Origin of the sequence: Chitinophaga silvisoli (genome assembly GCF_003412465.1) — a bacterium.
Taxonomy (GTDB): Bacteria; Bacteroidota; Bacteroidia; order Chitinophagales; family Chitinophagaceae; genus Chitinophaga; species Chitinophaga silvisoli.
This window is the reverse complement of the sequence record NZ_QTJV01000020.1, coordinates 73,677-96,358: the sequence shown is the minus strand read 5'-3', so window position 1 is coordinate 96,358 and position 22,682 is coordinate 73,677. Positions and strand designations below refer to the sequence as shown.

At 43.6% G+C, this 22,682-nt stretch carries 13 protein-coding genes; 2 read left to right on the top strand and 11 right to left on the bottom strand.

Translation table 11 applies throughout. The features are described 5' to 3' along the window. The 11 genes from DXN04_RS32825 to DXN04_RS32775 all read right to left on the bottom strand — a co-directional run. Positions 1-2,780, bottom strand: a 2,780-nt coding sequence (locus DXN04_RS32825) for a hypothetical protein (protein ID WP_147320137.1), incomplete at its 3' end; no start/stop codon positions are given. 4 nt (positions 2,781-2,784) lie between these two features. Beyond that, positions 2,785-4,392 (bottom strand): hypothetical protein, encoded by a 1,608-nt coding sequence (locus tag DXN04_RS32820; protein ID WP_116857663.1) that lies wholly within the window; start codon positions 4,390-4,392, stop codon positions 2,785-2,787. Positions 4,393-4,422: 30 nt separating this feature from the next. Continuing rightward, entirely contained in the window at positions 4,423-11,268 is a 6,846-nt protein-coding gene (locus tag DXN04_RS32815) for a DUF5977 domain-containing protein (protein WP_116857662.1), read from the bottom strand. A gap of 35 nt (positions 11,269-11,303) precedes the next feature. Next, positions 11,304-12,038 (bottom strand): hypothetical protein, encoded by a 735-nt coding sequence (locus DXN04_RS32810; RefSeq protein WP_116857661.1) that lies wholly within the window; start codon positions 12,036-12,038, stop codon positions 11,304-11,306. Continuing rightward, positions 12,035-13,117 carry a hypothetical protein gene (locus DXN04_RS32805; protein ID WP_116857660.1) on the bottom strand — a complete coding sequence of 361 codons (1,083 nt, stop codon included), beginning with the start codon at positions 13,115-13,117 and terminating at the stop codon, positions 12,035-12,037. Before DXN04_RS32805 ends, DXN04_RS32810 begins: the two co-directional genes overlap by 4 nt. Further along, entirely contained in the window at positions 13,118-15,421 is a 2,304-nt protein-coding gene (locus DXN04_RS32800; protein ID WP_116857659.1) for a hypothetical protein, read from the bottom strand. Between the two features lie 363 nt (positions 15,422-15,784). Next, entirely contained in the window at positions 15,785-16,693 is a 909-nt protein-coding gene (locus DXN04_RS32795; protein ID WP_116857658.1) for a helix-turn-helix domain-containing protein, read from the bottom strand. A 178-nt stretch (positions 16,694-16,871) separates the two neighbouring features. Beyond that, positions 16,872-17,576 (bottom strand): SDR family oxidoreductase, encoded by a 705-nt coding sequence (locus DXN04_RS32790; RefSeq protein WP_116857657.1) that lies wholly within the window; start codon positions 17,574-17,576, stop codon positions 16,872-16,874. Positions 17,577-17,780: 204 nt separating this feature from the next. Further along, the gene (locus tag DXN04_RS32785) at positions 17,781-18,269 is read right to left on the bottom strand and encodes a hypothetical protein (RefSeq protein ID WP_147320136.1); all 489 of its coding nucleotides are present in this window, start codon (positions 18,267-18,269) and stop codon (positions 17,781-17,783) included. Between the two features lie 266 nt (positions 18,270-18,535). Then, on the bottom strand, positions 18,536-19,204 hold the full coding sequence (locus DXN04_RS32780; protein ID WP_116857655.1) for a hypothetical protein: 669 nt from the start codon (positions 19,202-19,204) through the stop codon (positions 18,536-18,538). Positions 19,205-19,488: 284 nt separating this feature from the next. Further along, complete coding sequence (locus tag DXN04_RS32775) at positions 19,489-20,601, bottom strand: suppressor of fused domain protein (RefSeq protein ID WP_116857654.1); 1,113 nt, start codon at positions 20,599-20,601, stop codon at positions 19,489-19,491. 204 nt (positions 20,602-20,805) lie between these two features. Here DXN04_RS32775 and DXN04_RS32770 point away from each other — a divergent pair, with 204 nt between their 5' ends. Together DXN04_RS32770 and DXN04_RS32765 are read left to right on the top strand one after the other, a co-directional pair. Beyond that, complete coding sequence (locus tag DXN04_RS32770; RefSeq protein WP_116857653.1) at positions 20,806-21,219, top strand: GNAT family N-acetyltransferase; 414 nt, start codon at positions 20,806-20,808, stop codon at positions 21,217-21,219. A 159-nt stretch (positions 21,220-21,378) separates the two neighbouring features. Beyond that, positions 21,379-22,671, top strand: a complete 1,293-nt coding sequence (locus DXN04_RS32765; RefSeq protein WP_116857652.1) for a DEAD/DEAH box helicase — start codon at positions 21,379-21,381, stop codon at positions 22,669-22,671. Positions 22,672-22,682 lie beyond the last annotated feature (11 nt).

The following is a 22,682-nucleotide window of genomic DNA, read 5'->3' as shown; positions in this document are numbered from 1 at the left end:
ATGTAGTTCTGCATCCGGCTATTCAAACCATCCTTAATACTGGTGTATTTAATCGGATCGACATTAGCGGAAACGATGGTAAAATTACCGGTACTGGAATCTCCCAATGGGTTCAGGTATCCCGCTGCTACGGCATCAGCATAGGTATCTATTTTTGAAAACTTATCATCCCAATCATAACTTGACTTATACTTAATATAAGTCAGGTATTTACAATATTCAGGGTGATACTTCAATAACGCATTTGCCCAGGAAGCTTTAAACTTACGGCCAAATTGTGTGGCAGTCAGTTTTTGAGGAATCACCCATGCTCCTGCCTGTTCATCATAGACTGTATCCTTTTTGCCATTCTCATCCAAATATACAATCAGGGTATCCTGGTATGGAGGTAATTTAACATTAGCATCACTATAAAAGATAGAGAAAATATTCGCACTATCTTCCGGTGTTGCATATTGTCCTGACGGTGCTGTCACATCCAGCAACATCTGCTTCAATACATTTGTAGTCTGGGCTGTACTATCGCATAGCGCGTTACATGCATCGATGGCTGCTTCATAAGCTGCCCATGCAGCACCCCGGCTGGCGGCAGTATCCTGGATCTGGCCTACACTCATATAGTTAGCCCGGAAGTTATCCCAGCTACCAATACTTGCAAAACATGCCTGGCAGGATGGTAAACATTCTGTTGTAAGCTGTAATGCTCTTTGATCATTGATAAAGTCATCCAGTGTTTTACACAGCGATTTTGCCATGTAAATATTGTCCCGGTAATAAGCGAGTGCATCACTGTTCACCACAAGACGTTTCGTGATCAGGTAAGATCCCGAAGTCAAGGCCAATGAATCAGCTACATCAATATTTTGTACTGTTGAATTTGCAGTAGGATCTGTACCTGCTGTATAGTTACGGAATACCCTTTCATAGGCTTTTTTACCAGGTAAACGCTGGTTATTTGCATCGTCCGTGATAGTAATATACAGGTCGTATCTTACAGGATAGTTAACGATGGTACCATTACAATCCGGCATCTTTACAGAAGGTGTATTCAACTTGTAGCGGAAAGTATAAGTAGCATCAACAGATACTACCTTGCTCTCAACTATTTCAAGTGACAGGTCTTTGAGTTGATTACTACCCAGACGTGACAATGTATCCAGGTAAGTCAGCGGTGTAACACCCGGCAATGCCGAGAGATTTGCACTATCCGGACTTCCTGCCAGCGCTGTAGCAATTGTGCGGCCATGCATGTCAACATACGTTATTGCCACCTGGCCATTTGCATCTTTTACGGAATTTTTAAAATAGTGTGTTTTATCTCCGACATCCGTACCAAATAATAAATCCAGTTCCTCCTGGCTTGGGCTGCCGTACTGATAACGTGTTTCATGATTGCTACCCAGTTTAAATACGTCGCCTACCCCACTCTGTCTGCTGATCCTACCTGTATTATCCTGTGTATACTCGGTCTGGGTAAATGCATACCCATTTGAGTTTGGAAGATAACGGTTCATGCCCTGATTGCTCTCAGGATTGTTTGCGGAATAATATTGATTCGCACCTGATAAAGAAGACATCGCTGCTGCACCACCGGTCAGATAGTCACCGGCGCTAGCCAGGGTATCATATTGGTTCTTGTCATACTCAGCGCCATTTACAGCGTTATTAAAACTCCTGAAATATTTGACCGCATTACTTAATGTAGGTGCTGGCATTACCTGGATAGCAGGGCGACCCTGGTAATCATACATTGTCTCTGCTACGATAACCGTATTGGTACTATTATCTTTGGTAACCGTCTGACGGCTATGTAAGGTACCATCATAATAATTGACTACTACCTTACGTTTTCCGTCTTCTGCAAAGCGAATTTCAGATTGCCAGTTGAGAGAGCGTTCGTGTCCGCTATAACCATATTTGCCTAATCCAGCCCTGTATTTGGAGCTCCATACAGTTTCCATTCTCACATAATTGGATCTTTCCTGCACAGCTCTTACCCTGTAAAATATAATACCGGGCTCGTCGAACATGAGTGGTATATTATAGTTTGGACATGAAATGGTCACGCGGGTAGCGTTGTTCCGGAATATGGCCTCTGTATCCAGTGGAGTACCATATCTGAATAATGCGGTAGAATCAATATGCGTCCATTCCAGATCATAAGCATCTGCTCCTTCCACTGCTGACCATTGTACCGTTAGCTCATCACTGGTATCCACCAACTTAGCACCATTATCTGAGACACTGTCGACAGCATCCGTACAGTACAATTTATATACAGGGCGAACATACATCTCATTTTCCAGTGTCAATGCAGGAAGTATATCCTTCTCAGCTATAATATTTACACCCAATACTTCGACCTTTACCTTGTGCGCATTGCTGAAAACAAAACTGGACCTGCTGGTATAAGCGTCGGTAGATTTGTAGTTAATGGTCAGGGTCTGGGAAATTGTATCGGTTAAAGTGTCTGGTTTGGTATAGGTAATCTTCACCTTCACAGAAGCTGTAAACTCCGAAGGAAGGTAAAGTTTTGAGTATTCATTGATCTTTAATGTAATGACGTTCTTTACACTATAAGGTGTTTCGAGCTTTGATAGTTTAGTTCCGTCAAAATAGGCGGCATCTGTCACCACAATGCTATCATTTACGGCAATCTTGTTGCTATCCAGTGTCTGCCGGAGAACGGTGACTGACTGGGCATGGCTATCTATTGCTGTGGCCAGCAATAATAGTAGCATGCTAAAGATACCGGTATATTTTTGCAATAATTGTCGCATAGGGCTATTCTTTTAACAGAGCGTTTCTGCTTTCTGAAATTGTTTTTATTCCTCTTTCCGTTTCTTTCTTTTGACGGATCAGTGTACCATCATCATCATACTCAAAGAAGGTTGCATAGTTATTTTCGTCCAGTTCGGCCATCAGCCTTAAATTGCCCGGATCGTATGCGAAGGATTTCATGTTCGCATTGTATGGGTGAATCCGGAGATCATCCAGGTATACAATTGTACTATTGAGCGATTTCAGATAGATGGATAAGGAGGTACTTCCGGCAGGCAGGGATACGACCTGTTCATAACGCTGCCAACCTTCTATGATAGCGCCTTTAGGACCAGGAGTATAGGTAGTATCACTATTACCGGCACGTTTTACTACAATGGAAAGGCGATTGTTCACATAAGTGTCGCCAGCACATGGTTTTGCTTCTTTTACCCAGCAACTCACTACGATCTGTTTGCCTGCTATTGGAGAGAAGACTGGCAACAGGGCATCCTGGGTCGCTTTTATACTTTTCAAAACATTCGTACTGGTGCAGAGATTAGTGCCTGTATTAAAAGTCAGTCCCAGGGAAGTACTATCGGCCTGTACAATGGAGGCACTGATACCAACTGTTGAGTCTTTGGGTATACGTATACTATATTTGCCAGTGTGTGGTGCTTCGGTAGTGATATATGATTTATATCCCGAAAAGTCCAGGTTACGACCGATGCTACAGCCTTCATCACAAGCAGGTACTCCATAATAATAGTCTTCAAATCCTTCGTAGGTAGCTTCCCTGTAGCGCGCATTTTGAGTAGCGGCAATGATCATGGCATCCTGGTAACCGTACAGGCCAGCGGTATATCGGTTTAAAGGATCTCTTGTTTCCAGTTCCAGTCCCTTTTTGTTATAGAGGGTTGTCTGGCTATTCCACACCCAACGGGTAGTATCCTGCTGGGCAGTCAATTTTTTGTTAACGACTTTCCAGAATGGAGCAAAAGCAGATATAGTTCCCCCGGTCCTGAGCACTACTTCGGTTGTCGTATTGGTTTCAGCACGGTTACCATAGTAGACATAGCTTTTGGAGGGACGCCAGTTACCTGCCAGCCCATAAGTATAAGCGTTTACACTGGTGTCGGTAACAGCACTGTAACAGAGGGCGGAAGCGGCAGTTGTGCAGGTGTAACAATTACCAATGGATAATGTAGCGATGTTGGTACTACTACCGGAAAGATGGTAGGTCACTGTTTCGCCGGTGCCGGTGCAGGCATTACTTATCAGATTGCTGAAAGTTACGGAGCTGGTGGCATTAATATTGACTTCACAATCACCGATCCTGGCACTATAAGTAGTGCCGGAAGTAGCTGTAGATGTAGCGTAGAAGTACTTATTAATGTTCTTATATAGAATAGCACATCTGGAATAAGAGACATCGTAACCAGCCCGCCTTGCATCTGTAAGGAGAGATGCAAGGATGATGTGGTCTGTTTCCTTTGTCTGAAGACGGTTGGATGCGATCAGATAGTCGAACAGTGGCTTGAGGCATTCGCAGGTACAGGATGATTGTCCGTACAGGCTGGGTCCTGCCAGTATTAAACAACTATAGATCATTATGAGGATATATCGTTTCATATATTTAATCAGGAGTGTTAAGAAAAATTATCAAGGAGCCCAGACATCAATAGTAAGAGGTGGACCACTGATATGCCACGTTGTTGAACCTGTAATAGTTTGAGTAGCACCTCCATTGATTGAGATGTTTGCAGAACTATTCATAGGTGCTATAGTTATAGTCCACATTGCCTGGCTAAGTGTTACTGAATATGTAGCATCACTCAATGTAAATACAGGTTTCGTAGTGGAAGTACCCCCTTCCGTTGAATAGGTTAGCTGAATGGGTACTGAATTTTTTCCAGTCGGAACCCGAACTATCAGATGTGTTGCATCAAGACATATCCCCTGCGCATTAGCAGTGGCTTGTAAGCTACTTTCATAATTAGCACTTGCTTTACTTCTGGCCTCCGCCTGAGAAACATATGAGTAAGCTATGTTTGCCGGAATATTTACTGAAACTGATGAGCCGACATACCCTGCACCGCAATTATTCCTACCAACAGTAAGTGTAAATGCATCATTATAGATCCTTGGGTATCTTGACACTGCTACATTTATTGGCGTATGGCCTATAAAACCTGAGTCACTATATGCATTGACAAGTGTATGCTGTGCAGAGTCAGCAGTAAATGCATAACACTGTTCCATAGCAGACATAAACAGCTTGTAAGTCCCCTCTGGCATTGCCTTACATAATGGGAACCGGGTAATTGCTTCACTACCTCCTAATGAATAGGAAACTCCGGTTTCAACGTTTTTAGCGATGATCGCAAATGATGGCATATCCTCAGAATCCGGTTTCTTATCTACAAAGAAATTGCAGGTCAGACAGTTTCCATGTGCATTTGCATAAGCCTGTCCATTCGCGGCCGTATCAGCTGCGGCATCTGCATCAGCCTGTTCCTGGGTAGTTTCCCGATACGTATCATAAGCAACAGTATAAGTAGTTGTATCCGGTACTGTACCTGAAGGACAATTATTCCTCACATAGTTTCTGCTAATCGCCTTATTAGGGTATAAACATGGACTAAACCTGGAAGCATATACAGGGCCAAGTGAATCCAGCGCTTTCTTTGCAGAATCATTTGCTGCCTGTTGACTTACGGTAGAGGAATACATGTCACGATCAATATGATAGTAAACATAATTGGACACTCTGCCTGTCGCACACTGTGCCTTGTACCAGGCACCGGTACTATCGTTACCGTATACATGCACGCCACAGGAATCCTTACTATATAATGCATAAGATTGCGTTATACAACTTGTAACAGCGCCCTTTTTCTTTTTATCTGCTACTTTCCAGAACTGACTGAATTCAGTAGCAGTTGCATTTAATACACCAGAGTTAGCATTAATGACCAATGCAGTATCACCAACGATCGGATTATTCAGCATTGTCATTTCTCCTGCTACCGCAGCGATATTCCTTCTGCCGGAACGGGTCACTTTCATGGTCACTTTATTGCCGGTAAACGGTGCTCCATCCTTCGTTACAAAATAAAGATCCGGCGTACCACCACTTATTGCATTTGCATCAACGGCATAGAGTCTGCTTAAAGCGGGCCATGTTGCAATTTCAGGATCACAATCCGTACCTCCTGTCTTCTGACGGGTATATACCAGGATCTCATCGCCTGCTGCAAAATATTTGACAATAGTTGTATCAGGTAACCCGGATACGATTTTGCCCTCCCGGATAGTTATGTTATCGGCTGTAGCACCAATATTTTTATAGGCACCACTCATACCATCATACGCCCAACCCGCAGGAACTGAAAAATGATATACCGGATCGTTAAATTCATTTTGTGAACTTGTCAATACCACATCACCCGTTTCACCATCATAGACAAGATTGCGGCTTACTACCCGGCTTCCCTTGTCTTTTACAACCACACTATCTAACAGGCCATGACGGTTCACTATTTTTGTGGTACCGAGTACACGGAAGATTGTTTCCTCGCGCTGAGCGATATTGAGTAAGCTTGGTATTATAGCAAAGAAAGCTCCTACCACCCAACCGTCGGAGTTAATATTCAAATTATAGGCATTGGTAACTGAACGCTGCTGACGCATACTCATCATCAGCTCAACATCTTTACCTACAGATGCAGCAGCATCAATAAAACCAGTATCATTGATGACTTTCACGGTATTATTTAAATGCTTGAAAGTTGCTGACTGATCATCTACATGATAATAATTTTCAGTGTAGGAAATTGGGTGATTCGGGTCAGTTTCACTATACACTGCCTGGGACTTTATCTTACCATTCATGTCATTCAACTCAACTTTGAAACCCTGACTGACACCCATATAGTGCTTGGCATCAATTTTCAATAAGTTGGTCAATGTTGGTTTAAATCTCTTCTTATTATCTCCTATTGGCGTTTTATCTGTGATGGTAGGAAAATCGTAACTGGTATAGAAACTGGTTTCCGCATATCCATTGGCTGAACGCTTATTTTTGGTATTAATAGACCGTACCCTTACTTTACTATAACCTACAGCAGGAGCAGGGAAAAAAGATTCGCCCAGTGGCCTTTCTACATACCCGCTACTGACAGGCGCTAATACTGCTGCCTGTTCCTTGTATTGAATAGGTAATCGCCATGGGTTTTCCTCACTACCAATTGCAGGCTCCCAGGAGGCTACACCACTACTGATAGTCACTGAATCGCCAACTCCCCTAATAGAACGGGTTGTTGTATAGATATATTCCTGTCCATACACCGCCTCTTTTTGTTTGGTCATCGCATTCCAGTGGTCAAAGATGGATATTCTCTTTACGCGCAGCCCACCACCATATTTCTTCAGATACGGGTTCGCCAGGCGAATAAATGATCTGGAAGTATCAAAAGATTTCGCCCAACCTTTTATTCTTGCATCTGTATCAAACCCTGTGAGCATCTCTGTGAGATTAGTCACCTGTGATAATAACATTTTGGCACCATCCAATGGTGTCAGGTTATCACCTGTCTGAGAACCAGGATATGCTTTGGATGGGAGGTTCAGACGAAGGAATTGCATAGCGGCTTTTGCTACCGGATTATAACCTCCAGACACTACTTCTCCTGCTTTGTTTACTGTTTGCAGCTTTAACCAGATAGAGAATCCATTATTATAATAGCCATAATTACCTGGTTCTATCGTAGCATAACAGTTTACGTATTCACTTCCACTACCAAATTTATCAGTAGGCATTTTTACAAATACCTTAAAGAACAATGTATCCATCCCTTCGAGGTAGCGGCTATATAGTTCCTGATTACTGCTCACTGGTTTGGGAACGTTGATCCCTACATATGTAGGTTCATTGGTAAGACTGTACAATTCATTTTTCAGACTGCTCTGGGAGCTTGGTATACCAGCACTGAAACCTGCAATTCTGAATAGCTGAGCGGCACGCCTGTTCTGCACAAATGCATAATCATCACTTTCATAATCAACTTTCATTGTTGCGCCGGAAGGAAGCTTGATCTGATCCAGTGTCCAAGCAGCAGCATTTGTAGCAGCCTCCGTACTGTCCTGCAGTGTATACGGATATTCTGCATTATTGAGTGCCCCGGGATTCCTGGAAGGATTTTTATAGTTCCCCCAGCGATCGTAATAGTTAGTCTGATAGGCCGGATTATTAGAATTATACCTAAATACATAAGCACTTGTATCCTTTCGTTGATTACCATTGTAGGTAAACCATAAACTATCAAGTGTTAGTTTCCCCTTGGCATTATTAGGGTTCACGCCATTACAAAGGGAATAATTATACCTGAAGTGTACCGTTTTGATAGCTAAAGCATTGTTGCCATAGCTCAGGTAATCTGATTTAGAATACAACTTGATAGAATCTAATTTCTTATGCTGGCCAGCTGCCTCCGCATTTCCATTCTCATCCATACCCGGTAAGTCTTCTCGATTAGACACCCAAAAAACAGCCATCATATTCTTGGATTCAATTGAATTGAGATACCACAATTCTTTCTCACCATATAAATAGCTCCCCTTATCATCCCTGTTATCTGTTTGTAAACCCTGGTTATAATTTGCTTTATTATTATAAGGTATGCGCCATTTATCAGGTTTATTCTTATCAGCTATTTTAGTATAGTTAAAGCGAATGGCATCTCCCGGGTCATCAGGTGTAATACCATCACCGGTGAGGTCTACATAATCGGCTGACAGGATTGCTGACAACAGGAAGCTATGCGGATAAGCAGGCATTTCCTCCTTACTGAAATAATTATCATTACCATTTGGATTGCGGACGGTATTATCTACATTATGCTCATAACTTACCAAACCAGATGCCTTATCACCTTTGTTCGCATCTACAGAGAAAGTAACGTCCTTCTGCAGAAAATTGTATACAGGTACACCATATATATAACGACGGCCATCTGGATTTAACACATCTATTTCGGAGATATGATTTTTCTTGCGGAAAGTATTTACACGTTTTTCTCTTACTATGGCACCATCACTGGTTGGGAAAGAAGTCTTCGTCGATTCGAGATATAAATTCGGCGTTGGAATAGCCTGTGTAGCCTGGCCAGCAAATCTCCATTGCAATTTGGCGATTGCTTTCTCTTTCTTTTGGAAATATTCCATTACTAACTTGTAGTTCTCCCCTGCTACCAGGTTTACTACAGCGGTATCTTCAAAGTCAGCAGGTTTCCCTGTCCAGTTCTTAATAATAAGAGAGTCATTGAGGTATAAGCGAATCCCATCATCCGTTCTGGTGGAAAACACATATCTACCTGTGACATCTGTTTTCAATCTGCCGGTCCAACGAACAGAGAAATTTGTATTTACTTTAGGTTCACCTGCAGGTTCTGATGCCTGAAACTCGATGGTTGAACCATAGTTGACAATCTTATCAGTTTTGGAGAATAAAAACCTTTCGAAACCTTGTCCGCTGTAATAGTCTCCTCTCAATCCCTGTGAGTCAAGATCGGAAGGATAGGTCATATCGCAACTCTGCAGCGGGAACTTGTTTTCACCATAGTTATCAATATATTTAGACAATCCTGCAGTACTGGCTTCTTCGGCTGTCAGGTAAGAAATAACCTGCGTACGTTTATCACGTACTGATCTACTGGAAGTACGGCTGGTTACAGTAACTGTTTCTTTGAGAGAATCGTTCCTATATTTATCAAGCAAATTTTTTGCGTAGATATCAGGATCACTTTTGCTGGATTGGTATAATCTGGTCACTACTACATCATCTCCACCTAATGCATTCTGCCAGCTTTTATCGTTTACAGTAGTTTCACCAGGGTTCCTGAAATAAGAAGCTTCGTATAAGCCATTTGAATTTTTAAATGGGGCAACGGCTGCCATAGCATTCAACGTTGTCCATGGCCCATTTTCAGAGTTGGCACGTGTAAGGTTAAAATCGGCTCCCCAGTGGAATGTTTGTCCAAAACCAAGGTCGATGCTACCACTTAAAGACCCATCCTTTGTTTTCATCTGGTGATCATACACATAACCTATATCACCTCTATATGCGCGGAACATTCCACCCGTGCCCTCTCCGGAAATAGCAAATACATCATAGGTGTAAGCTGGAATACCAATGGTTGGAATTGCAGGCTTTTCACGATAAGGTATTTCCTTTTCGATGTTATAATCCAGGAGTGAACTGGGTTTACCATTAGCATTCTGATAGTTCAGGTAACCGAATGCTGGCAATATAAGGGCAGTATCTGCATCTGCAATTTCCTGCTTTGCATGGTTATAGGCAGCGCGGATATATGGGTGGTATGATATTGCTACAGAACCCACCTTGGCCGCAAAACTAAAGGCAGTACTTGTATAGGGGAACGTAATTTGTGGAGTGTATGCCTGGCGGGCAAAAGATATATTTGACTGAAAAGCGCCACTGGAACCGGCGGTAGGGTTATTTTTACCGGTTGTCCGGTATAATCTGTCTCCTACGGAAAACTGCAGGTCTTTTAACCCTGCACGGGTATTATAAGAACCAGATATGGAAGCCGTCGCGGCGCCCCCCGTATTATTTTCGTCTGCTTCTGCTACGTTTTTCTTATAAAATAAGGATACCCCTGATGTAAGGCCATCTGTAGAGCTATTCGTCAGGGATAATCCACCTGATAGTCCGGGAAATGTCTTTGAACCAGCATTCAATCCGGGAGAGATAGAAGATTCTATTCCATATCCTTTATAGTTGTTATAAGTAAAGGCTATGCCGAAATCCAAAGTTCCAAAAGAGGAAGAGTCACTGGCTGACCTGGCTTTATCGCTAGGTGTTCCAAATAATTCATATCCTGCTCCCAGGTTTACACCCCAGCTTTCTGCGGGCTTCATATACTGTACTTTCCGGATACTATCGGCACCGTTAAATTCATCCGGTAATCCACGCATATTACGTGTGATAGTACCTGGATTGATGTTCCAGCCTAATCCAACCCAGCTGGGTTCCTGGTCCATGGAGATGCCGCTGTTATATCCCAGTGCTATCGGGTAACCGCCTACATCCATCAAAGGAACCTTATAGGAGAAATCGCCGGAAAAGAGATCTACTAAATTGTCTCCATTCACAGAGGTGAATGCCTGGGTTTCAGGTTGGCCGGGGCCACCGATATCTTCGGGTTTAGGTTGCAGACCTTTTGAACGTGGTTGCATACCTTCTGCCTGCGGTTGAAGAACTTTTAAATTTGTCCGAATGATCGCCGGGTGGTATGGGGCATTATTAACGACCACCGGCATTAAATTCTTATTTGCCTTGTCGGGAACAGGGACAATGGCTCTGACAGGTTCTTCGCTTCTCACCGCCGCCAGTGCATTCATTGGCAGTACTGTCTCAATGTACAGTATGGCCAGCATGACTGCAGCAAATGTCTTTTTCCCCCTTGCAGCTACTTCCAGCATCATGATTAATAATTATTTCTTAGGTATAGTATTTAAATTTACAGTCCAGGTGTGCCGACGAAAATGTTATAATCCTCATATTCAGGCATCACTTTAAATGCATCCCCATCTTTATAAAAGAATGCCTTCTCATCAAAACGGCTGCCATTCACTGGTATGTCTTTATAATTATAGAAGCTTGCTTTCACCTGTGCATATTCCTCATATCCTTCCGGCACTTCATTCTTCATCTCGTCCCCCATTAACAAGGTTGTTTTCAGTATATACTGCATGGATAACAATCTTTTTGAGACGGTATCTATTGTTATAGATAACTGTTTGCAATTAGCCCCCGCCGGAAACAAAACATTGATAATTGTGTTTCGTTCCTGATAACTGAATGTACTATTTGTAGCACCTTTCAGTAATGTATTCAATGTCTCCAGTGGATCAGCAGGAGAAGCTGATTTACTGTTCACGGCCAGATACATGAGCTTATCCTCTTTAAACAAAACAATGCTATATTTAGCATTACGAATCGTCTCAGTATTATCCAGCGTACTACGATAATTTTCTCCGCTTATCTCTATCTTTCCCTTCAGGCTATCCAGCAATGTTCCGGGTGTAGACTCATTGGAATAAGTATAATTCACTTCAAAACTTACCGGCTGTTGCTGGCTTTTCGCCTGCACCCGACGGAAAATATTAATCGCTTTTGCAATAGCTGCAGTATCCTGTGCCTGTACAGACAGCGCAGCGGCTATACCAATAATTAGGGTAAGGAAGTACCTCATTTATAAACAAATTTTATCTGCCAGTATTCACGTCTGCCGTTCTTTAAACGGAACAGGTAGGACTGACCAGTGGTGAGACTTACTTTTTTCAGGTCTACTTTCAAGTTGTTCATACCACGCTCCAATGAGAGAGTGGCTGTTTTCACAACATGCTGACCTGCATCTAAGGAAATGATTTCATATGTCACGGTAGTATCGCCGGCATCGTTGCTATAACCGAACTGTAATGCGCCAGAGCACGCCACAGATGAACCATCCAGTTCTTTTCTCAGTTGTACATAGGCATCCTGTGTCACTACTATTTTTTCAGAGGGTACATCCTTGATCTTAAATGTCCAGATGTCCGTTTGTGCCGCGAACTGTGTGTTGTTCTTTGCAATCACTGTCCATGCATAGTTCTTCGCTGTATCCAGTACTACTGCGGAAGCAGGGTAGTTTAAGAACTGATCTTTCAAATGAGTGGTGTGATACACAGGAATATTTGATTGGATCGCCTCGGCAGGAGATTGACCATTTCTTAATTCTACGATCGTGAAATCATAGTTCAGATCACTGAAAATAGTGATTGGAGCTGGAGGTATCCAGGTGAACTGGGGTAAATTCCCTTCTACTACACTTTGGTCTGCCGGATTATTCAACAACGGCGGACTTACCGGTTCCACTGCGAATGGCAGACAATCTTCTGCAATCAGGGAATTTGCATCGCCTGATATAAGGAATACACTGTAACATGCGGTGTAAGTGCCTGCCATAAGCAGACCATTCGCATTTCTATCAGCAGTAGGTAAGAGGTATTCGTAGGTAACAGGCGTTACATCCGCCACCTGTAATTGTTTGGCACCTTTGTTCAACATTAGATTACGGCTTACACCTGTCAATACCGGTTGGTTGGACTGGGCATCTGTGACGCGTAATTCAACACGCACCCAGATGGAGGAAGTTGAAGCAGATACCAGTAAGATATTCCATAACTGTGCTTTTTGCATTACACCGGTTGGAGGTAACTGCACTGTCATGTTTACCTGAGCTGTTGCCTGAAGAGATAGCAACACCAAAGCTATCAGGATAAAATGTCTCATTTAAAATGTTTTAGTATAGGTGATTCGACCTGTATTATTTGAAACCAATCGCTTTTCAGCGCCCGGGATAAATCCTTTATCTGCCATGACCTCTATCTGTCCGAAATATGGGATAGCGACACGAGCCGTGCCGGTGTAGCCCATATTCCTGATTTCATAGGTTGTTTGATAACTATATTTCAAGCCTGCGCCAATGTCCAGCCAGCTTTTGACTTTATACAACACATTACCATCCGCACCATACAGGTCATAGTCGCCATTCATAGCCGCGGAACCAGTACCCTGTATTGTAAATTTGCCAAGGAACATAGCATGATTCAGCAACAGGTTCTTTGTATTGTAGTATACAAAGCTACTATCATCCTGTTTGTTGTAGAAGCGGGTGAAGGAGAGCATTGTATTCATCATGACACTATGTACTTTGTAGAAATGGCTTACTGTTCCAACCATAGTGTAGAAAGTACTTTCTATATAAGTACCGTCACTGAGTTTTGTCAGCTGCGAGCTGGGATAATATCCGACACTTACAACCGGATAATGTTTGATCCTTAATGTTGCCTGTATGCTTTTGAAAATGGTATTGCTTTTATAATCGGCCTGTTGGTACTGGCTCGTATAATCATTTCTGCGTACAGAGGCGGTGACTAATAATTGTTGTTTAAAGAAAGGCTGATCTACACGCACGGTCCATGCAATCTGTTTGGAGCCTGTTGTATAAAGGCTGAAGGACTGAAACCCTGCTCCCATTACCTTGTATACACCGGTGAGTTTAGTACCTGTCTTTGCTATCAGTGAATTTGCACTCAGGGAATAAGCTTCATTGGTATGATCACTGAACATACTATGGCCGGTTTTCTGATAATAGGGCAAAGAAGACTTTGCCACTTCGCCGGTCATAAAAGTGTTCTTTGTGATCTGCCAGCGGCCTTCTACCGCAATACCCATGATATGATAGTTTGGCGTGCTCGTACTATCGGCACTGGTATTCAGGTTGTAGAGTTGTTTTTTACCCATGTAATAGGTAAAGAACAGGTGATTTCCTTCTTTCATGCCATATCCGGCTCTTATCAAAGCCAGGTATTGTCGGGGAGCGTCGTTATTTACAATGTAATTTCTGAAGCGATAATCGATTGTACCAGCAGCAACTGCTACGTAATAAGATGGATTGAACTCTGCCTGCACACCGGTGATACTAATCCCTTTGGCAGTTAGTTCAGAGTAGTCCGCCAGAGTGCGGCCGATACCTATTGAGCGAATCGCCAGCAAAGTCCTGTAGCCTTTGGGCAACACAGTGTCTGGGAGGTTCATTTCTTTCAGATGCTGAGAAAGCTCCGCATTGTTTTTACTGCTCATCAGCTTTTCAATGACCTTTCCTTTCAGGTTACCTACCTGGGCTTCGTGAGCGTGATAGGTGCTATCCATGATTAGAAGGCGATTCTGCAGGGAATCTAACTGATGTTGGCGTGCTGCATAATAGTTTTCAAAACTTGAGTCGGAAGGCAGTGGGTTTGTGGCGCTGTCTTTCGCATTCAGGCGGCCTTTATAACGAAGCAGCACATCCCAGGAGGGCACTTCCGGCAATGACGGCACCCCTGGAAGGGAATCCAGTCCTGGTGTGGGCAGGGAATCTCTTCTTCCATATAACTTCCGCTCGCGTGCTTCTACTAACCGTTGTAACTGGGCAGGAGAAGATAGCCAGTCTTTTAATTGGTACAATTCCAGGGATTTTGCATTCAGCTGTTCCTTTTCTAATTGTAATTGTTTCAACTGGCCTATTTGGGAGGCATCCCATTTTTGCAATTTATCATACAACAGGTTTTTGAAATCCCGGCTGGTATATTGCATATTCAAACCCGTGATATTGCGGAACAGGGTTGAATTGCCCCTGGCAGTGGTGAATGCAACACGCACGGGATATTGATCCCTGATAGTGAGGTCCAGATAGGTCTGTACTGTATGCTGGTAAATATCTTTTTGCTGATATGGGGTATCAACGCCGGATTGGTAGTAATAGTCATACATAACATTCCCATGTACCTTCAGGAAAGGCTTACGGGGCGGTAGAGGCCGGGTACTGGTGTCATAATGTTGATTCGCATATAAAGGTATCAGGTTAACATTGCCAGCGGTGTCAGTTGCCAATATATAGGAAACATCGCCGGAAGATTGTTTAATACCGCGGGGGAATACAACTATTGGTCCTTTACCTGGGGCTCCGGGAAGCGTGGTACTACGTTGTAATTGAGCATAGTTTACCTGGCTCCCTGCCGTGAGGAAGAATAATATAAGGAATAAATATTTCAACTTGTTATTTAAACAGTCGTGATAGGGAATACGAACATTAAGGGACTCTTAAATGGGTATCAATGCTTTCTCGAATGAGTATAGATATTACATAAGTATAGTTTTGAATTAAGAAAATCGGGTTGGGTTATTCACAGACAGACAAGGTTAAAATGGAATGCTATGGGACAAAATTAGAGAATAAAAGGAGATTACAAAATTAATTAAGAAGATTTTATCAATGATTGAAGAATTTAGGCAGGATGGGTGACCTGGGCACTGATATCATTAAACGTAATCTTTGTTAGATATAAAAAGACGGGTATTTTGATTATTCGTAAACAATCATTCAGTCAATGCGGCGTTCAATTTTAAAAGGAGTTACTAATTAAAAGACTCCCTGAATTCTAATGGAGACATATTCGTTTTGGATTTGAAAAACTTCCTGAATGATTGTGGATGTTCAAATCCTAATTCATATGCGACTTCATTGACTGATAAAGTGGTGGTTGACAATTTTTGTTTAGCCACTTCGACCAGTTTGTTTTGGATATGTTGTTGGGTGCTTTGTCCGGTGAGATTTTTGAGCAGGCTACTCAGGTAGTTAGGGGAGATGTTTAGTTTTTCGGAGATGAGTTGAACGGAAGGAATGCCCTTTGCAAACAGCTCTTCATTGGAAAGCAAAGCTTCCAGTTTTTCAAGCACCTGGTGGTTTGTGATTTTCCGGGTGATGAATTGCCGGTGATAAAACCTTTCGGCATAGTTTAAAAGCGTCTCTATGTGAGAGATGATGATTTGCTGTGTGAATTTATCAATATTGCTGTTGTATTCATGGCGGATGTTGTGAATGATATTCACGATTGTAGCTTCTTCCTTGTCAGAAAGGAAGAGGGCTTCGTTGGAAGCATAGCCGAAATATTCGTATTGGCGAATGTTTTTTGACAAGGCGGTATTCCAGAGGAAATCCGGGTGGATGAGTAACATCCAGCCGGATCTCTTAGGTTGATTTTCCGCTGGGACTTCGATGTTGAAGACCTGGCCGGGAGCGATGAAATACATGATGCCTTCGTCGAAGTCATATTTCTGCTGGCCGTACCTGAACTTTACGGTGACATCTCTTTTGAGGGAGATGGAGTAGAAGTCGAGGACCCAGTTGATATGATTGTTGTCGGGGGAAAGAACTACGTCGGCATAATTCACTACGCTGATTAAAGGGTGTGCGGGGGGCTGTAAGCCCCGGAGGCGGTGGAATTCGGCGATGGATGTAAGGCGGTGTAGTTCTTTCTCTTTCATGATTGCGTTGGTGGTTGAAGGGTGATGGGTGCCTGGTGGCTTTTATCAGGAGAGGTACTTTTGGTAGAAATGATTTCTATCAGAAAGTGACTTTGGTAGAATCACTTCTTACCAGGAAGGCCTACTTATGCCAGAATTAGTTTTCATGAGCATAGTGCATCTCGTGATAACAACGCCTCTACCATGGCAACTCCCCTTCCTGCCGGGAAAATTGCCCCGTTGGACCATCCTCCCCGATCGTAGCCAGTCGTACTATCGGCTCAGCACCCTGAGCGGCGGTTTTAAAGCCCGCAAAGTTATTGAGGTCGGTGGCAGTATAACCAGGCGTTACGCTATTAATTTTGAAATTACGCAATTCCTGTGAAAGGTTAATGGTGAATGTATTCAGGGCTGTTTTTGTAGCACCGTAAGCATGGTAATTATCCCAGTTGCCAAAGCGGTCTTTGCTGGTTTGCATAGCGAGAGAGCCGAGTTCACTGGAGACATTTACGATGACAGGCAGGGCTGCCTTTTTTAATAAAGGTAAAAATGCCTGGGTGGTTTGGATCACGCCGAAATAGTTTGTGTTGAAGATGCGTTTGATTTCTTCAATATCGCAGGCAGAGATGTTTTGTGGTTGCTTGCCGGAGATGCCGGCATTGTTGATTAATATATCCAGTGATGCGATGCTGGCAGCAGCTTGCTGAACGGAATGAAGGTCGGAGACATCGATTTTCAGGAATTCAATGTTGCTGAGGCCTTCGGATTTTAACTTATTGATGGCGGCTGCACCGTTCTGTTCGTCACGACAACCGAGGTAAACGTAGTAGCCGAGTTGAGCCATTTGCTTTGCGACTTCGAAGCCAATGCCTTTGTTGGCACCAGTGATAAGTACATGTTTCATGATGGGCGATTTTGATAAGGCAAAGGTCTGTAATAGGGGGAATTTTGCTATCGCCGGGTCTATGATTATTGAAGCCGGATCTCTTTTATTTTGAAAATAGTTATCATTCCTTTTGGTGAATACCCTCTTTCAGGAGCGTTTTATTTGTTTTTTGGGGGAGAGCGGTTGGAGGGAGTAGCACAATTTATTCTCATAAAAAAGGGATTATTTAGCTTGTCTTAGCTCCCGCCCGGAGACCGCATCCTGTTCCCATCGCTTTTGAATATGATAGAGGATCGAGAAGTAGGGTGCCAGTATCAATGCTGCCACTCCCAGGTAGATGCCGTACCCGTTGCCACCTACATAATCCACGACTGCCATGAGGGCCCAGTAAACCAGGATCCCCCAATTAAAGCGGATAGCCCATTTCCACTCCATCCATAAGGACAGGACCATGGCTAATAATATGATAGCTCCCAAAAAGCTTCTTCCTAACATCAGGCCCAGCCTCAGATCGCTGATACTAAACCCTTGCCGGTTCACATAGAAATCAATCAGCTTGTATGTATAATAAGAGCGGCCTACGACCTGGAATGCACCGTAAATCGCAAAGAGGAGCAGGTAGATCTTAAGGAAAAGAGGCATCAGGGCGCGGCGGCGTAGCTTTAGTCCGGTTTCAAAGGTGTCATCGAAAATGGAGGGTTGCTCGGTCATGGTATGTTAGCTTGAAGAACTCCTTTGAATTTAGGGTATTTATTGGAAAGAATCATGTAAATACAGGAAAATCCCCTTGCTTAATTATGTTCAGGATGCTTTCAACGTGGAGTCGTGGTGGAGAGAGATTTTGGGGGGTCCCCCGAAATATGGCGTTAAAGATACAATAGTAGTCTACCCACAGTTATTTCCACTGTGGTAGTAAATTTATATTTCTTCATAGGTTTCTCCGATCTACCAATTATTCCTTGTATGACTAACAGCTATCATTCTAAGAGTACTATAAATGGCACCGCAGGTACATTAACATGTATAAAATGCGGTTCAACAGGCCTGATGCAAACCGCCTGTGTCTCCTTCACCGCAAGGATCGCTGCGCTGTCATTTACAGACAACGCCGTGATCAATGTGCCTGTTCCAGGTACACATGCAGAAAGTTCCGCACCTTCAAATTTTTGAGAAGTGTCGATATTAATGACAGCTGTATTGCTGCCTATTACCTGCCTGGTTTGTAAATCGATACGGACAGCGATTAATTTAATTGCTACATGCCGGATGCCTTTTGGGAAGGCTTGTGCCGGGATGTATAATCTGCCATCTTTCCCTAATACCGGTAATTTGGAGAAATGAGATGAGGTAGGTTTCGATTTATTGAATTGCAGTCCTGTCAGGGGATGCAGATCGACACCCGCAGAAGGAATCAGCAATTTAGTAAACCTATTCACATGCCCTCCGTCACCTTTTATTCCCAATGCCTTCCGGATAAAAGCCCCCGTACGGCTAGCCTGTCCAAAACGCTGTGCCGCCCGTTTCATATTGGGAGTGTGCCGAATACCATCAGGGCGGTTCCGGAAGTAATGCTTCCCATTCCGCTTGAAACCTGTTAACGGCCCTAATCTGCCAGTAAATGTCAGTATCGAAGTTTGCTTTGCCATAAAAAAATAATTGGTAAGGGATAAATGTAATTATCCTTTACCAATAAGATTTGAAGGCCAATTAGAGAAATTGCAAACCTGCCTTAAAGCGGGGTTGATTATTTGCTAAGAGTTATTTAAAGTGGACATAGAAAACGGTTAATAAACCAGCATGCTTTTTAAAATAATTAAATAACTTCTTCCTCCTCCAATTTCCCCCACTTAAACACTTTCAATCAATAAATAACAGTATACTGTTCATAAGATAAAAAAGCCGGCTCCATGTGGAGCCGACCAATATTATTCTACAATACTGCTTTCCTTTTCTTCACTACATGCGTCGCATCTTTCTGGATCATGATCTCCAGCAACTCATACCCTCCATTCGGTTTCCTGTGTGCAAACTCCCTCTCCTGCTGTGTCACCGGGCTTGCCCAGAACAGGTTCACCTTATCCCCATACATCTCCGGCAATGCGAAAGCCTCACCATTATACAAAGCTGAAGACAGTATCATACTCTCATAAGGTGCCGGCAGTTTTGAGGACCCGATGGTATGCCCCTCTCCCAGCCAGCTAATATGTCTCCAGGGAATATCTGCCATGGTCGCAATGCTCTCCGCCATCTTCATGATCTCTTCTTCTGAGAATTCATTTTTGTCTACTGCCAGGGCCAGTTCCATCCTGCGATACGCTGCCGATGTATCGTTGTACAGGTAAGATACCCATGGCATCGGGCGGATGCTTGCACCCATAGTGAGGAAGTAAACTACATTATCTTTCTCAAATTTACCCATCGCCATCGGTGGCCATTCATTGTTATCAATTGCAAAATATTGCAGCATCTTTCCGAACTGCTGCTCATAACAATTGATAAAGGTTTCCTGGATTTGTGGCCATGCCGGTTCTTCCACAGTACTCCATTGATTCCGGAATGCAACGGCTTCCCCTACACGTGCGTACTGCTGGTTGGTTTCCGGATCACCCAATGGCAAGACCAGGAAATCATCGCCTTCCACACCTGTGCAATCTGCTGCATAGGACACTGCTTCATCCACATACAGGCTCCACCCTGGAATAACGCCAAGGATCTCACCATCATATAATACCGCCGCGCCATCATCTTCAGGCAGCCATACAATTTCCAATAATTCTGCTTTCAGGGGCTCTTTGCCATCCGGATGATTACAGAACTTACGCTGTAACATCGGGGCTGTTCCATTGTGCATGGCTGCCAGGTCCTTTACTTCAGGAGCAGGCAACAAATTGCGCAGCCAGCAGGCCCGCATTTTATACTTTTTACTCTGTAATTCCGCAGGGAACAGGTACAAATAAGCTGTACGATCATCCTGCTCTACCGATGCATACAGGGTATGCCTTCCATTCGGTTGTTCTATCAATACCTGAGGTTCCTTATTCATAATCGCAAGATATATACTTATCTTCAAACATGTAACACCAGTCGTATTGTTGTTTGATTGTTTCCGGGATTGTATAGCTAATCAGCTTCGCTCAAAGGCCTGCAGATTCGCCAGCCTACAGATTTAAAAGCCTATAGATAAGCCGTTTTTTTGTTGTTAGTGGAAAATTAATTCAAACTACAAAACTACCCTTACATTTGATGTATGGATAACCCTTTCTTTGTATCTACTGATCAATCACGCCTGGATCTTCCCATGATCCATGAATACTTAAGTAAACGTTCCTATTGGGCCAAAGATCGTACTATGGATGCGGTAAAGCAGTCTATCGCGCATTCTCTCTGCTTTGGTGTGTACGCCGGTTCCGGCAAACAGGTGGGTTTTGCAAGAGTAATCACTGATTACACCATCTTCGGTTGGTTGATGGATGTCTTTATCACAGAGACCCACAGAGGACATGGCCTCGGCAAAATGCTGCTGTCTTCTATCATGTCACATCCTGAATTGCAAACACTGAAACGATGGGGATTAGTGACCAAAGATGCGCATTCTCTCTATGAAAAAGCAGGTTTTGTCGTGGTGGAAAACCCGGAAAGGATGATGGAAAAACTAAGCTGAGGAGCATTTAAATTATTTGACGTACCTTTGCATTACTTTTATTCTCTTCCTCTATAGGCTTGTTTCTTTTCCTCTATTGGCTTGCGAGTAAGGCGGGTAACGTATCAAACTTGCATTGATAGCCTTACCAAAAATATTTATCATTAAAAATATAAGATTTTGTCATTCGAACAATTGAGGCTCATTGAGCCCGTGCTGAAGGCGTTGAAAGAAGAAGGTTATTCTGAGCCAACCCCTATACAGCAACAATCTATTCCATATGTATTGGACAAAAGAGACCTGCTGGGTTGTGCCCAGACCGGTACGGGTAAAACCGCTGCTTTTGCCATTCCATTACTGCAACTGCTGGCTGAAACTACGCCTGCCGTTCAAAAAGGCCCCAGACCCATCCGTGCTTTAATCCTCACTCCTACCCGCGAACTGGCAATACAGATCCAGGAAAGCCTGCAGGCTTATGGTAAACACCTGCCCCTGAAACACCAGGTTATATTTGGAGGTGTATCCCAGGTACCACAGGTAGAAGCCCTTCGCAGAGGTGTAGATATTTTAGTGGCCACTCCGGGCCGCCTGCTCGATCTGATCAGTCAGAATATTGTCACGCTCAGGGATATTAAATTCTTTGTGCTGGATGAAGCTGACCGTATGCTGGATATGGGCTTTGTACACGATGTACAGCGCGTGATCATCAAGCTGCCTGAAAACAGGCAGACCTTGTTCTTCTCCGCGACCATGCCGCCGGAAATTCAGAAACTGGCTGCCATGATCCTGAGAAATCCGGCGAAAGTGGAAGTAACGCCCGTTTCTTCTACTGCTGACACCATCACACAGTCAGTATACTACGTGAAGAAACAGGATAAACGCCACCTGCTGCAACATATCCTGAAAGATGATGCGATCAAAACCCTGCTCGTATTTGCCCGTACCAAACACGGCGCTGACAGGGTGGTGAAAGACCTGGTACGCGTAGGCATCACTGCCGAAGCGATTCATGGTAATAAATCACAGAATGCAAGGCAACGTGCGCTAAGTAATTTCAAGACACGCCAGACACGCGTACTGGTGGCTACCGATATTGCGGCGAGAGGGATCGATATCGACGACCTGACGCATGTGGTGAACTTCGAACTGCCGAATGTACCGGAAACCTATGTGCACAGAATAGGCCGTACCGGTCGTGCAGGTGCCAATGGTATCGCGATTTCATTCTGCGAAGAAGAAGAAAAACCATTCCTGAAGGATATTCTGAAACTGATCAACAGGGAAATTCCTGTTGTGAAAGACCAGCCTTTCCATGATGCACTGGTAGGCATGGAAGCTGTAAAAGTGCCTATGCCGCAGAACAGGCCGAAGAAAAAGGCGCAAGGCGGCGGTGGCGGGTTCCACAGGAACAGGCAGGGACATGTAAATGCACCTAAGAAGCATAAGCCGAAGCCACAACAGGCTGTGAAATAATGATACTTTCT